This window comes from Sphingomicrobium sp., assembly GCA_036563485.1.
Taxonomy (GTDB): Bacteria; Pseudomonadota; Alphaproteobacteria; order Sphingomonadales; family Sphingomonadaceae; genus Sphingomicrobium.
The window spans coordinates 894,273-906,685 of sequence record DATCMI010000001.1 but is presented as its reverse complement, the minus strand read 5'-3'; the positions used below and the strand labels follow the sequence as shown (position 1 = coordinate 906,685).

The following is a 12,413-nucleotide window of genomic DNA, read 5'->3' as shown; positions in this document are numbered from 1 at the left end:
CTTGTCGAAGGGCGAGCGCCCGCATTTCGACAAGCTCAATGTGAGCGCTCTTGTTCAGGCGTTTCATCAAGCCGCGACCTCGGCATAGCCTTCGCGTTCGAGCTCCAGCGCCAGTTCCGGCCCGCCGCTGCGTTCGATGCGGCCGGCGCGAAGGACGTGGACGCGGTCCGGCTGCACATAGTCGAGCAGGCGCTGATAGTGAGTGATGAGGAGCACGCCCTTGCCGGGGGCGCGCATGATGCGGTTGATGCCGGCGCCGACGGCTTTCAGCGCATCGATGTCGAGGCCGCTGTCGGTTTCGTCGAGGATCGCGAACTTCGGGTCCATGATGCCCATCTGGACCATCTCGGCGCGCTTCTTCTCGCCGCCGGAAAAGCCGACGTTGACGGGGCGCTTGAGCATTTCGACGTCCATGCCGAGTTCCGCAGCCTGCGCACGCGCGAGCTTGATGAACTCACCGCCTGACAGCTCCGCTTGGCCACGCCCACGGCGCTGCGAATTGAGGCTTTCGCGCAGGAACTGCAGGTACGACACGCCGGGGATTTCGACCGGGTACTGGAAGCCGAGGAACAGGCCCGCGGCGGCGCGCTCGTGCGGTTCGAGGGACAACAGATCCACCGTTCGTGCTGAGCTTGTCGAAGCACTGTCCTCGCTCTTGCCTTCAGAAGGGAAGGACAGCCCTTCGACAGGCTCAGGGCGAACGGAAGTGGTGAACATCACGGACCCCCCGGTCACTTCATAGCCCGGCCGCCCGGCGAGCACGTAGGCCAGCGTCGACTTGCCGGAGCCGTTCGGCCCCATGATCGCGTGCACTTCGCCGGCCGGCACATCGAGGGTGATGCCGTTGAGGATCGGCTTGTCAGCGACCGTCGCCTGGAGGTTGTTGATCTGGAGCATCAAAAAGCTTTCACAATCCACGCGGTCACGTCCGCGCCGGCATCGCGGTCTTCGGCGATCCGCACATATTCAGGAGAGTTGAGAAAGGAGCGCGCCGCTTCCTCGCTGTCGAACCGCATGACGACGATCTTGTCGACGCCCGAGCCGTCGCCGCTTTCGAGTTGCGGTGCTTCGTCCGCCGCGAGCATCTTCCCGCCGCTGTTTGCGAACACGGCAGGGAAGGCCGCTGCATAGGCATCGTAGCGAGCGCGATCCTTGAAGCGGATGTTGGCGACGACAAGGGCGCGCGCCATCAGCCGACGCTCCCTTCGAGGCTGATGCCGAGCAGCTTCTGCGCCTCGACCGCGAATTCCATCGGCAGCTGCTTGAGCACTTCGCGGGCGAAGCCGTTGACGATCAGCGCGACCGCGGCTTCCTGATCGAGGCCGCGGCTCATCGCGTAGAAGAGCTGGTCCTCGCTGATCTTCGACGTCGTCGCTTCATGCTCGATGGTCGCGGTCGGGTTCTTGACCTCGATGTAGGGCACGGTGTGCGCGCCGCACTGGTCGCCGAGCAGCAGCGAATCGCACTGCGTGAAATTGCGGACGTTCTCCGCCTTCGGGAGCACGCGAACGAGGCCGCGATAGGTGTTGTCGCTGCGGCCGGCGCTGATGCCCTTGCTGACGATCGTCGAGCGGGTGTTGGCGCCGATGTGAATCATCTTGGTGCCGGTGTCCGCCTGCTGGCGGTTGTTGGTCAGTGCGACCGAGTAGAATTCGCCGACGCTGCCGTCGCCCTTGAGGATGCAGCTCGGATATTTCCAGGTAATCGCACTGCCGGTCTCGACCTGGGTCCAGCTGACCTTCGAGCGGTCGCCACTGCATAGCGCGCGCTTGGTGACGAAGTTGAAGATGCCGCCCTTGCCTTCGGCGTCGCCCGGGTACCAGTTCTGGACCGTCGAGTATTTCACCTCCGCGTCCTCGTGCGCGAAGATTTCGACGACCGCGGCGTGGAGCTGGTTCTCGTCGCGCATCGGCGCGGTGCAGCCTTCGAGGTAGCTGACGTAGCTGCCCTTGTCGGCGACGATTAAAGTACGCTCGAACTGGCCGGTATTCTCGGCATTGATGCGGAAGTAGGTCGACAGCTCCATCGGACAGCGGACGCCCTCAGGGATGTAGACAAAGGTACCGTCGGAGAAGACCGCGCTGTTTAGGCAGGCGAAGTAATTGTCGCGCTGCGGAACGACCGAGCCGAGATATTTGCGGATCAGCTCCGGATGCTCGCGGATGGCTTCCGAGATCGACAGGAAGATGACGCCCGCCTTCGACAGTTCCTCGCGGAAGGTGGTCGCGACGCTGACGCTGTCGAACACTGCGTCGACCGCGACCTTGCGCGCGCCTTCGACGCCGGCGAGCACCTTCTGCTCCTCGATCGGAATGCCGAGCTTTTCATAGGTGCGGCGGATTTCCGGATCGAGCTCGTCCAATGACGCGAGCGTCGGCTTCTTCTTGGGCTCGGCGTAATAATAAGCGTCCTGGAAATCGATCGCCGGGATGTCGAGCTTGGCCCAGCTGACCTCCTCCATCTCCAGCCAGGCGCGATAGGCCCTGAGGCGCCACTCGAGCATCCACTCGGGCTCCTTCTTCTTGGCCGAGATGAACCGGACGGTGTCCTCATTGAGACCCTTGGGCGCGAACTCCTGCTCGACGTCGGAGACGAAGCCCCATTCGTAATCCTGCGCGATCTTCTCGCGGATTTCGGCGTTGGCGACGTCGTCTGTCATCGTGCCAGTTCCGTGAGGCTGACGGCGCCGAGCGCGCCGCGGACGGCGTTGCTGACGATGTTCATGTGCGGCTTCACACGGCAGTGCGCATCGAGTGCGCAGTCCGAGCTTTCGTCCGAGCCGCTGCACTGGGTCATGGCGATCGGGCCCTCGACCGCTTCGATGATGTCGGCGAGGCTGATCTGCTGCCCGGGCCGCGCGAGCGTGAAGCCGCCGCCGGCGCCGCGCACGCTGTCGAGCAGGCCCGCGGCGGCGAGCTTGCCCATCAGCTTCTGCGCGGTCGGGAGCGGCACGCCGGTTTCCTCGGCGAGCTCGGTCGCGGACAGCCGTTCGCCTTCGCCCCTGCGGGCGGCGGCGGTCATCATCACGACCGCATAATCGGCGAGGTGGGTAAGACGCATGGCTATTCGGAGCTTTCCAGTCCGATTTAGTGCGTTGCACCGGGAAACTCAACCTTCGCGCCGGAATAGTCTAGGCGCTCGGCGATGCGTCTTTATCCGCTCATCCGCCCCGCCGCTTTCGCGCTCGACGCCGAGCGTGCGCATGGCGCGACGATCGCGACGCTGAAGCGGCTACCGGCGCGACGCCCGGCGCCTTTCCCGGCGTCCCTTCGCTCGGTTGTCGGGGGCCTCGAGTTCCCGAGCCCGGTCGGGCTTGCGGCGGGGTTCGACAAGAATGCCGAGGTTCCGGCGCAGATGTTGGGGCTCGGCTTCGGCTTCGTCGAGGTGGGGACACTGACGCCACGGCCGCAACCGGGCAATGAAAAGCCGCGGATGTTCCGGCTGGTCGAGGACGCGGCCGTGATCAACCGCTTGGGCTTCAACAATGAGGGCCAGCAGGCAGCGTTCGCGCGGCTGCGGCGGGTGACGGGGCTCATCGGCGTCAATATCGGCGCTAACAAGGACAGCGCCGACCGGATCGCCGATTATGCCGAAGGGGTGCGGGCGATGAGCCCAGTCGCGCGATACCTCACGATCAACATCAGTTCGCCGAACACGCCGGGGCTGCGCCAGCTGCAGGACGAGGGGGCGCTGAAGGCGCTGCTTGCGGCGGTGCGGGAGGCGCGGGGGAACGGTGGGCCGCCAATTTTTTTGAAGGTGGCGCCGGATCTTGGAGAGCATGAACCCGAGCAGATCGTGCGGGTGGCGAGCGATGAGGGAATCGACGCCATCATCGTCGCCAATACGACTGTGTCGCGGCCACCGCTGAAGTCCAAGCATCGCGGGGAGAGTGGCGGGCTTTCGGGCGCGCCGTTGAAGCCGCTGGCGGTGAAGGCGCTGCGCGCTTTCCGCTCGGCGAGCGGCGGGGAGATTCCGCTGATCGGGGTCGGGGGGATTGCCACCGCAGACGACGCGTGGGAGCGGATCCGCGCCGGCGCCAGCCTGGTGCAGCTGTACAGCGCGATGGTCTATCATGGGTCGGGGATCGCGAGGCGGATCGCGCTCGGCCTGGCGGAGCGGCTGGAGCGCGAAGGCATGGCCAACATTGCCGAGGCGGTTGGCACAAGGTAGCGCCACCTGATGCGGACCCTTCACTCGCTTCTGCTTGCCGGCGCGCTGGCACTTTCGGGCACCAATGCCTCGGCGCGGCCGGCGCAGACTGCCGCTTCAGGGATGGTCAGCGCGGCCGATCCGCGGGCGGCAGAGGCCGGCGCCGAAATCCTGCGCAAGGGCGGCAATGCTGTCGACGCGTCCTTCGCGACGATGCTGGCGCTGACCGTGGTCGAGCCGCAAAGCTCCGGCATCGGCGGCGGCGGTTACCTGGTATATTCGAAAGCCGGCGCAGAGCCGGTCACCTTCGACGGGCGCGAGAAAGCGCCGGCGGCGGCGCGGCCCGACTGGTGGCTGGTGAACGGCCAGCCGATGGCCTTCAGCGACGCGCAGCCGGGCGGCAGGAGCGTCGGCGTGCCGGGCAACATCCGGATGATGGCGCTGGCCCACAAGCGCTACGGCAAGCTCGACTGGGCGGCCTTGTTCCAGCCGGCCATCCGGCTGGCGCGCGACGGGTTCACGGTCACGCCGCGGTTCCACGCGACGCTGGAGCGCGGGCGCGCAATCGGCGGCCTGACGGCCGAGGCGCGGGCGATCTATTATCTGCCGGACGGAAGCCCGAAGCCGGTGGGCGCGACGATCAAGAACCCGGCGCTCGCCCGCTTCCTGGAGCAGCTTGCACGTCGGGGGCCGGACAGCTTTTACGTCGGGCCGAATGCGCAGGCTGTCGCTGCCGCCGTCTCCGGCGCGGCGCACAATCCGGCGCCGATGACCGCGCGCGATCTCGCGAGCTACGAGGCCAAGCCGCGGCCGCCGGTGTGCGGCACCTATCGCTCCTACCGGGTGTGCGGGATGGGCCCGTCCTCGTCGGGCGGTTTTATCGTTCTCGCTACGCTGAAGATGCTGGAGCGGTTCGACCTCGCGGCGCTGGGGCCGCAGTCGCCGACCGCATGGCACTTGCTCGCCGAAGCCGAGCGGCTCGCTTATGCCGACCGCGACAAATATATAGGCGATCCGGACTTCGTGCGCGTGCCGCTCGCCGGACTGGCGGACCCTGCCTATCTCGCCGCGCGCTCGGCGCTGATCTCGCCGACATCGACGATGGCTAGTGTCGTCGCAGGCGTGCCTGCCGGCGCGCCGGCCACCTGCCCGCCGCCGGCCCAGGTGGAGCGCGGCACTTCGCATTTCTCGGTGGTGGACCGCTGGGGCAATGTCGCGTCGGAAACCTCGACGATCGAGAGCGTGTTCGGGTCGGGGCTGATGGTGAACGGCTATTATCTCAACAATGAGCTGACGGATTTCAGCTTCGTTCCGGAGAAGGACGGCTGTCCCGTGGCCAACCGGGTTGAGGGCGGCAAAAGGCCGCGCAGCTCGATGGCGCCGACCATCGTCTATGGACCTGAGGGCAAGCCGGTGCTGACCGTGGGCGCTGCCGGCGGATCGACCATTCCGGCGCAGGTGATCAAGGCGATCATCGGCTACACGGACTTCAAGATGACGCCGCAGGAAGCGATCGCACTGCCGACGATCTTCGCGCCGGGGGACACGGTCTTCGTCGAGAGCGGCACCACTTTGGAAACGATGATCCCGCAGCTCAGAGCGCTCGGCCATGCCGACGTGCGCACGCAATCGCCGATGACGTTCAAGGCGAATGCGGTGGGACTGGTCAATGGAAGCTGGTCGGGCGGTGCCGACCCGCGCAGCGAGGGGGTCGCGGTCGCACAATGAAGCAGGCTCGGCAGCTCGAGCATTTCGACAATCTGGTCGAGATGTTCCTCACTCGCGCACGGGAGAAAGGCGACGCGCCCTTCCTGTGGGCGAAGCGCGAACGGGAATGGCGCTCGATCAGCTGGGCCGAGGCGGCGCGGCAGGTCGCGTCGCTTGCCGATGCGCTCAAGGCGATGGGGCTCCACCCGGGCGATCGAGTCTGCCTGGTCAGCGAGAACCGGCCGGAATGGCTGATCGCCGACCTCGCCATCATGGCCGCGGGCTGCGTCACGGTGCCGACCTACACGACGAACACCACCCGCGACCACGCGCACATCCTCGGCGATTCGGGCGCGCGGGCGGTCATCGTGTCGAACCAGAAGCTGGCGAAGAATCTGGTGCCGGCGGTGCTGACTTCCGCCGACTGCCACCATGTGGTGTCGATGGAGCCGCTGCGGGCGATCCAGGCGCCTGATTGGGTCGCATTCCACGATTGGAGCACGCTGGCCGGCGGCAAGAGCGATGTCGAAGCGCTGGCCCAGCGGATGAAGAGCGTCGGCCGCCGCGATCTCGCCTGCATCATCTACACCAGCGGCACCGGCGGCGCGCCGCGCGGCGTGATGCAGCACCATGGCGCGATCCTGCACAATGTCGCGGGCGCGACGGACGTCATCTCCAGCGATTTCGGCTGGGCCGACGAGGTGTTCCTGTCGTTCCTGCCGGCGAGCCATGCGCTCGAGCATACCGGCGGGCAGATGTTCCCGATCGGGCTCGGCGCCGAGATCTATTATGCCGAGAGCCTGGAGAAGCTCGCCGCGAACATCGAGGAGACGCGTCCGACGATCATGATCGTCGTGCCGCGGCTGTTCGAAATGCTTCGCAGCCGCATCCTCAAGGGGCTGGAAGGCAGCGGCGGCATTTCGAACTATCTCTTCAAGCGGGCGATGGCGATCGGCGCCGAGAAATATGAAGGGCGCTTGAAGCCGTGGAACGTGCCGATGGACCGCATCCTCGAAATGACCTTGCGCAAGAAGCTGCGCGCAAAGGTCGGCGGCCGCACCAAGGCCTGGGTGTCGGGCGGCGCACCGCTCAATCCCGAGATCGGCATTTTCTTCCAGTCGCTCGGGATCACCTTCCTGCAGGGCTATGGCCAGACCGAGGCGGCGCCGGTGATCAGCGCCAACCGGCCGAGCGTCGGCATCCGCCTGGAGACCGTCGGGCCGCCGATCAAGGACACCGAAGTGCGGATCGCCGAGGACGGCGAGATCATGGTCCGCGGCGAGCTGGTCATGCACGGCTATTGGCGCAACCCGGAAGAAACGGAGCGGGTGCTAAGCCCCGACGGCTGGCTTGCGACGGGCGACGTCGGCCATTTCGACGACAAGGGCCGGATCGTTATCACCGACCGCAAGAAGGACCTGATCGTCAACGACAAGGGCGACAATGTCTCGCCGCAGCGCGTCGAAGGCATGCTGACGCTGCAGCCTGAGATCGCCCAGGCAATGGTCTATGGCGACCGCCGCCCGCACCTCGTCGCCCTGCTGGTTCCCGATCCGGAGATCGCCGGCAAGCCCGACGTCCAGCAGCGGCTCCAGAAAGCGGTCGACCGCGTGAACGCGGACTTGTCCGTGATCGAGAAGGTGCGGCGCTTCGTGCTCGCCGACGAGGGCTTCACGATCGAAAACGAGCAGCTGACGCCGTCTTTGAAGATCCGGCGGCACGTCATCTCGAAGCAATATGCGCCGAGGCTAGACGCGCTTTACCGGAGCTAGCGGGCGCGGTCGTAAGGGACGAAATCGCCGAACGTGCAGCTGCCGACGGTCATCCCTGAACCGGAATCCACCACATAAGCGGTGTCGCCACGGCAGGGGCCCGACGACAGGCCGACAGACCTGGTCACCAGCGTGTTGCTGCTACGCCGGGTGTCGCAGATCCCGTCCGTCCGGCTGACGTAGATGGTGCCGAGGTCGCGGTAGGCGACGTAATTGCCTGCCACCGGGAGGAGGTCCGCCGATCGCGAAGCGTTGAGGCACTGGCGAGGCTGGCCCGCAACCCGGCCGGCAAGCAGCTGGCCCAGACGCGGGTCGTTGATCGGCGAAGTGCCGGCATATCCATAGGGGTAAGGCGAGGGCGGCGCCGCCGTGCACGCGCCGAGAGACGCTCCGACCACGAGCAACGCGAACTTCCTCATCTCCAATCTCCCGATTCTGATCCGCCGCATCCAGCCCCGCTAAGGCTTAACTGAAGCTGTCTTTGGCGGCCCTGCGCGCCGCAAACTCAGCGACGCTGGAAGAACGAACGAAGGGGTTCGTCTCCCGTTCCTGCGCGATCGTGGTCGGCAGCGTGATTTCGCCTCGTGCGCGCAGTTGCTCGACGTTTCGGACGCGCTCCGCAATGGCCGTGTTCTCCGGCTCCGCATGGGCGGCGAAGCGGGCGTTCGAGAGCGTATATTCGTGCGCGCAATAGAGCTTCGTGTCGTCCGGCAAGCCGGCGAGCCGCTGCAGCGAGCCGTACATCTGCTCCGGCGTGCCTTCGAACAACCGGCCGCAGCCCATGGCGAACAAGGTGTCGCCGACGAACGCCACCCGCTCTTCGTCGAAGACGACGGCAATGTGGTCGAGCGTGTGGCCCGGCACTTCGACGATCCGTCCGCGATGTTGCCCCAGCCGCACTTCATCGCCTTCGCGCAGGACCGCGTCCCGCCCCGGGATCCGCTCGCCGGCAGGTCCCGAGATGACCGTGCCGGTCGCATCCTTCATCGCGAGGTTGCCGCCGGTGTGGTCCGGGTGCCAGTGGGTGTTCCAGACCTGGCCGATGGTCCAGCCGCGCCGCTCCGCCTCGGCAAGCGCCGGGGCGGCGTCGCCGGGATCGACCACCGCGGTCTCGCCGCTGTCGGAATCGTGGACCAGCCAGATGTAATTGTCGGAAAATGCCGAGACGGGGACGATCTCCAGCACTACCACTCGCCCGTGTTCGGCATCGATGCCCAGGGCTCGGCCGGGGCGAGCGCCTGGCCTTTCTGAAGCAACTCCACGGAGATGTTATCGGGGCTGCGGACGAAGGCCATGCGGCCGTCGCGCGGCGGGCGGTTGATCGTCACGCCCGCGTCCATGAGTCGTTGGCAGGTCTCGTAGATGTCGTCGACCTGATAGGCGAGATGGCCGAAGTTGCGGCCGCCGCCGTAGGGCTCGTCCTTTCCCCAATTGTAGGTCAGCTCGACCTCGCCGCCTTCGTCGCCGGGGACGCCGAGGAAGATGAGGGTGAATTTGCCCGCTTCATTCTCCATGCGTCGGCGCTCTTCGAGGCCGAGCAGGTTGAAGAAGCGGAGGGTGGCGTCGGGGTCGGCGACCCGCAGCATGGAATGGAGGAAGCGCATCGCGCCTATTTAGGCGGCGTCACGCCGGATTTCACGACCGGCGTCACGCCGAGCATTTCGACCGCCTTCGCCGCAGCCTTGCCGATCTCGCCATTGTCGCTGCCCGCCGCACGCATCCAGTAGCTGCGCGCCTTGTCGGTCTCGCCCCGGAAATGGGCGACGTGGCCGGCTTCGAACAAGATGGTCGGATCGCCCGGCGCGAGCGCCAGCGCCTTGTTGATCGCCGTCTGCGCGGCATTGCCGTCGCCTTCGCGGATCGCCAGCGCCGCGGCAAAATACCAGTAGAAGGGATCTGCGGAGATGGTCTGTCCCGCCTCGTCGAGCTTCGCACGGGCCGTCTTGAGATCGTCTTGCGCCTCGGCTGCGCGGGCGCGGTCGAGAAGCGCTTCGCCGCGCTGCTCGGCAACGAGGCCGCGCATCGCCAGCGCCTTGTCCAGCGCGACGGCCGCCTTCCCGGGCTGGTCCGCCGCGATCCACATATTGCCGGCTGCCGCCCACAGGCGCGCCGTGGCCGGGTCGGTGTCGGAGGCAGCCTTCGCCGCTTCTTCGAACGCGCGTGCGGCGCCGGCGGGATCGCCGCCCGACTGCGCGCTGAGGGCGCGGCAGACGAGCGCTTCGGGAGTGACGAGGTCCGGGCATTTGGCCGTTTGCGGCGCGGCTGCGGCGACGGCGGCGGCAAGAAGAAGGATCAAGGTTGGCGCTCCAGCAGGCCTTCGACGGTGTGCAGGATCGCAGCGATCTCATGCGATTCCGACAGGCGGTGACCGCCGCCCTTGATGACGTTCAGCTGGACATCGGATGAACGCAGCGCGCGCATCGTGCGGAAGGCGACGTCGAGCGGGACGTCGCGGTCGTCCTCGCCGTGGATCAGCCGGACGGGGCAGTCGATAGCGATCTCTCCGTCGAGGAGCCGGAGCGCCTGGCCCGATTGCCAGAACGCCTGGGTCATCAGATGCGGCGTTGCGCGGCCTTCGGGATCGGGCTGGCCGAGCCGGCCTTCGCGCTCCAGCATCGCGCGTTGCGGCGGGCCGAAGCCCCATTCGGTAAAGTCCGGCGCGGCGGCGATCCCGGCCAGGGCCTGGACGCGCTCGGGCCTGAGCAGCGCCAGATGAAGCGCGATCCACCCGCCCATCGAGGAGCCGACCAGGATCAGCGGACCGTCGGTCAGCTCGTCCACCGCGGCAAGCGCTTCCTCGAGCCAAAGCGCGAGGGTGCCGTCCTCGAATCGGCCGGCGCTGGAGCCCGTCCCGGAATAGTCCAGGCGCAGCATCGACGAGCCGCGCTCTTGCGCAAAGCCGTCGAGCGCGAGCGCCTTGGTGCCCTCCATGTCCGAGGCATAGCCCGGCAGGAAGACCAATGTCGGGGAAGAGCCCGGCCTCGCGCGGTATGCGATCGATCGACCATTCACGTTGAAGGTCTCGGGGTCGGCTGCACTTGCGATCATGCGCCCCGCTTAGGCCAAGGCGTGGCGGCGGTGAACAGGGGCACCACTTGAGGAGTTAGGCACTGCTCATGTCAGGTCACATCATCCTTCTCGGCGATTCCATCTTCGACAATGCCGCCTATGTCGGCGGGGCGCCGGACGTGGTCCGCCAGCTGCGTTCGAAGCTGCCGAGCGACTCGCGTGCCAGCCTTCTCGCAGTCGACGGAGCGGTGGTCGCAGGCGTCTCGTCGCAGCTGGGGCGGCTGCCGGCCGATGCGACATTGCTGGTGGTGAGCGCCGGCGGCAATGACGCGCTGGGCGAAGCGCACCTGCTACAGAAGCGCAGCACGTCGGTGGGCGAGGCGGTGATGATGCTTGCCGAGGCGCAGGCCGCGTTCCGCGATGGCTATGCGCGGCTGGTCGAGCAACTGGCCGCCACCGGAGTTCCGGCGGCCCTATGCACGATCTACGATGCGAATTTCCCGCCTCCCGAAGGAACGGTCATCACGGCGGCCCTGTCGCTTTTCAACGATGTGATTACCCGCGCCGCCTTCAGCCGCGGTTTGCCACTGATCGACCTGCGACTGATCTGCAGCGAGCCGAGCGACTATGCGAACCCGATCGAACCTTCGGAGCAGGGCGGCGACAAGATCGCAGCCGCCATTGCCGCCTTGGCGGCGGAGCTTCCGCACTTGCCCAAACGGTCGGTTGTCGTGGCGAGCCGAGATTGATGCGGTGCGGCAGGCGGCCTAGCTGGCGTCGACCACAGGTTCAGGAGGAACGGCCATGAAATATCGCAAGCTCGGCGACAGCGACCTCGAAGTTTCCGAGATTTCGCTGGGATCCTGGCTCACCTATGGCGTCGGCGTCGAAGCGGACAAGGCGCGCGCCTGCCTCGACGAATCCTTCGAGCAGGGCATCAATTTCATCGATACCGCGAACGTCTATGGCCGCGGTGCCGCCGAGACGTTCCTCGGCGAAGCGCTGAAGGGGCGGCCGCGCGACAGCTACGTGCTGGCGGCCAAGCTGTTCTTCCCGATGAGCGACACCGACCGCGGGCTATCGCGCGCGCAGGTCGAAAAGCAGCTCGATGCGTCGCTGAAGCGGCTGCAGACCGACGTCATCGATCTTTATCAGTGTCACCGTTATGATTGGGACACGCCGCTCGAGGAGACGATGGAGGCGCTGACCCGGGCGGTGGACAGCGGCAAGGTGCGCTACATCGGCTTTTCGGAATGGCCCGCCGATCGCATCCAGGCGGCGATCGAGATGACCGGCCCCTCGTCGACGCTCGGGACAAGTGTTGCCAAGTTCGTCTCGAGCCAGCCGCAATATTCACTGCTGTGGCGCGAGCCGGAAGACGAGGTCATCCCGCTATGCGCGGCCAACGGCATTTCGCAGATCGTCTGGTCGCCGCTCGGCCAGGGCGTGCTGAGCGGCAAGTACGATCCCGATGCGCCGCCGCCCAAGGACTCGCGCGCGGCCAGCAGCGAGATGAGCGGCTTCATGGACCGGCTGCTCGAACCGCAAGTGCTTCGGGCCGTGCAGCAGCTGAAGCCGATCGCCGAGGAAGCCGGCCTGACGCTGCCGCAATTCGCGCTTGCCTGGGTGCTTCGCGAGCCGAACGTCGCCTCGGCGATCATCGGTGCGTCGCGCCCCGAACAGGTGCGGGAAAATGCGGCAGCGTCCGGCGTGACCGTCGACACGCAGCTGTTCAGCCGGGCCGAAGCGATCATCGGGGCAGCGCTCGGGCAGTAG

General features: G+C 66.6%; 14 protein-coding genes. 5 read left to right on the top strand and 9 right to left on the bottom strand.

Features of this window, described 5'->3' with window-relative positions; genetic code table 11:
* Window positions 1–66: 66 nt before the first annotated feature.
* The 4 genes from sufC to VIL42_04720 are packed head-to-tail and all read right to left on the bottom strand — an operon-like array spanning window position 67 to window position 3,060.
* The gene (gene sufC / locus VIL42_04735; protein HEY8592157.1) at window positions 67–897 is read right to left on the bottom strand and encodes a Fe-S cluster assembly ATPase SufC; all 831 of its coding nucleotides are present in this window, start codon (window positions 895–897) and stop codon (window positions 67–69) included.
* Entirely contained in the window at window positions 897–1,190 is a 294-nt protein-coding gene (locus tag VIL42_04730) for a DUF1330 domain-containing protein (protein HEY8592156.1), read from the bottom strand. The genes sufC and VIL42_04730 overlap by 1 nt, the downstream gene beginning before the upstream one ends.
* Window positions 1,190–2,659: a Fe-S cluster assembly protein SufB gene (gene sufB / locus VIL42_04725; GenBank protein ID HEY8592155.1), complete on the bottom strand. Its 1,470-nt coding sequence runs from the start codon at window positions 2,657–2,659 to the stop codon at window positions 1,190–1,192. Before sufB ends, VIL42_04730 begins: the two co-directional genes overlap by 1 nt.
* A complete protein-coding gene (locus VIL42_04720; protein HEY8592154.1) occupies window positions 2,656–3,060 on the bottom strand; it encodes an SUF system Fe-S cluster assembly regulator in 405 nt (134 codons plus the stop codon). The genes sufB and VIL42_04720 overlap by 4 nt, the downstream gene beginning before the upstream one ends.
* 84 nt (window positions 3,061–3,144) lie before the next feature.
* Between VIL42_04720 and VIL42_04715 the strand changes: the two genes are divergently transcribed.
* Genes VIL42_04715 through VIL42_04705 form a run of 3 tightly spaced genes read left to right on the top strand, consistent with a single transcriptional unit; the run spans window position 3,145 to window position 7,628 of the window.
* Window positions 3,145–4,170: a quinone-dependent dihydroorotate dehydrogenase gene (locus VIL42_04715; GenBank protein ID HEY8592153.1), complete on the top strand. Its 1,026-nt coding sequence runs from the start codon at window positions 3,145–3,147 to the stop codon at window positions 4,168–4,170.
* A gap of 9 nt (window positions 4,171–4,179) precedes the next feature.
* Window positions 4,180–5,877, top strand: coding sequence for a gamma-glutamyltransferase (gene ggt, locus VIL42_04710; protein ID HEY8592152.1), 1,698 nt, complete (start codon window positions 4,180–4,182; stop codon window positions 5,875–5,877).
* Window positions 5,874–7,628, top strand: coding sequence for a long-chain fatty acid--CoA ligase (locus tag VIL42_04705; protein ID HEY8592151.1), 1,755 nt, complete (start codon window positions 5,874–5,876; stop codon window positions 7,626–7,628). The genes ggt and VIL42_04705 overlap by 4 nt, the downstream gene beginning before the upstream one ends.
* Here the strand turns inward: VIL42_04705 and VIL42_04700 are convergent.
* From VIL42_04700 to VIL42_04680, 5 genes are read right to left on the bottom strand one after another with little or no spacing between them, the layout of a single operon-like run.
* On the bottom strand, window positions 7,625–8,047 hold the full coding sequence (locus VIL42_04700) for a hypothetical protein (GenBank protein ID HEY8592150.1): 423 nt from the start codon (window positions 8,045–8,047) through the stop codon (window positions 7,625–7,627). The genes VIL42_04705 and VIL42_04700 overlap by 4 nt on opposite strands.
* Before the next feature lie 46 nt (window positions 8,048–8,093).
* Window positions 8,094–8,813 (bottom strand): hydroxyacylglutathione hydrolase, encoded by a 720-nt coding sequence (gene gloB, locus VIL42_04695; protein ID HEY8592149.1) that lies wholly within the window; start codon window positions 8,811–8,813, stop codon window positions 8,094–8,096.
* Window positions 8,813–9,232, bottom strand: a complete 420-nt coding sequence (locus tag VIL42_04690; GenBank protein HEY8592148.1) for a VOC family protein — start codon at window positions 9,230–9,232, stop codon at window positions 8,813–8,815. Before VIL42_04690 ends, gloB begins: the two co-directional genes overlap by 1 nt.
* A gap of 5 nt (window positions 9,233–9,237) precedes the next feature.
* On the bottom strand, window positions 9,238–9,924 hold the full coding sequence (locus VIL42_04685) for a hypothetical protein (protein HEY8592147.1): 687 nt from the start codon (window positions 9,922–9,924) through the stop codon (window positions 9,238–9,240).
* Complete coding sequence (locus VIL42_04680; protein ID HEY8592146.1) at window positions 9,921–10,676, bottom strand: alpha/beta hydrolase; 756 nt, start codon at window positions 10,674–10,676, stop codon at window positions 9,921–9,923. The genes VIL42_04685 and VIL42_04680 overlap by 4 nt, the downstream gene beginning before the upstream one ends.
* A gap of 68 nt (window positions 10,677–10,744) precedes the next feature.
* Between VIL42_04680 and VIL42_04675 the strand changes: the two genes are divergently transcribed.
* Window positions 10,745–11,386, top strand: coding sequence for an SGNH/GDSL hydrolase family protein (locus tag VIL42_04675; GenBank protein ID HEY8592145.1), 642 nt, complete (start codon window positions 10,745–10,747; stop codon window positions 11,384–11,386).
* 55 nt (window positions 11,387–11,441) lie between these two features.
* Window positions 11,442–12,413, top strand: a complete 972-nt coding sequence (locus VIL42_04670) for an aldo/keto reductase family protein (GenBank protein ID HEY8592144.1) — start codon at window positions 11,442–11,444, stop codon at window positions 12,411–12,413.

Bases quoted from the DNA above. Each gene is read 5' to 3' on its own strand.
- VIL42_04675 (HEY8592145.1), top strand. From the start codon at position 10,745: ATGTCAGGTCACATCATCCTTCTCGGCGATTCCATCTTCGACAATGCC.
- sufC (HEY8592157.1), bottom strand. From the start codon at position 897: ATGCTCCAGATCAACAACCTCCAGGCGACGGTCGCTGACAAGCCGATC.
- sufB (HEY8592155.1), bottom strand. From the start codon at position 2,659: ATGACAGACGACGTCGCCAACGCCGAAATCCGCGAGAAGATCGCGCAG.
- VIL42_04720 (HEY8592154.1), bottom strand. From the start codon at position 3,060: ATGCGTCTTACCCACCTCGCCGATTATGCGGTCGTGATGATGACCGCC.
- VIL42_04670 (HEY8592144.1), top strand. From the start codon at position 11,442: ATGAAATATCGCAAGCTCGGCGACAGCGACCTCGAAGTTTCCGAGATT.
- VIL42_04730 (HEY8592156.1), bottom strand. From the start codon at position 1,190: ATGGCGCGCGCCCTTGTCGTCGCCAACATCCGCTTCAAGGATCGCGCT.
- VIL42_04705 (HEY8592151.1), top strand. From the start codon at position 5,874: ATGAAGCAGGCTCGGCAGCTCGAGCATTTCGACAATCTGGTCGAGATG.
- VIL42_04680 (HEY8592146.1), bottom strand. From the start codon at position 10,676: ATGATCGCAAGTGCAGCCGACCCCGAGACCTTCAACGTGAATGGTCGA.
- VIL42_04715 (HEY8592153.1), top strand. From the start codon at position 3,145: ATGCGTCTTTATCCGCTCATCCGCCCCGCCGCTTTCGCGCTCGACGCC.
- VIL42_04690 (HEY8592148.1), bottom strand. From the start codon at position 9,232: ATGCGCTTCCTCCATTCCATGCTGCGGGTCGCCGACCCCGACGCCACC.
- ggt (HEY8592152.1), top strand. From the start codon at position 4,180: ATGCGGACCCTTCACTCGCTTCTGCTTGCCGGCGCGCTGGCACTTTCG.
- VIL42_04700 (HEY8592150.1), bottom strand. From the start codon at position 8,047: ATGAGGAAGTTCGCGTTGCTCGTGGTCGGAGCGTCTCTCGGCGCGTGC.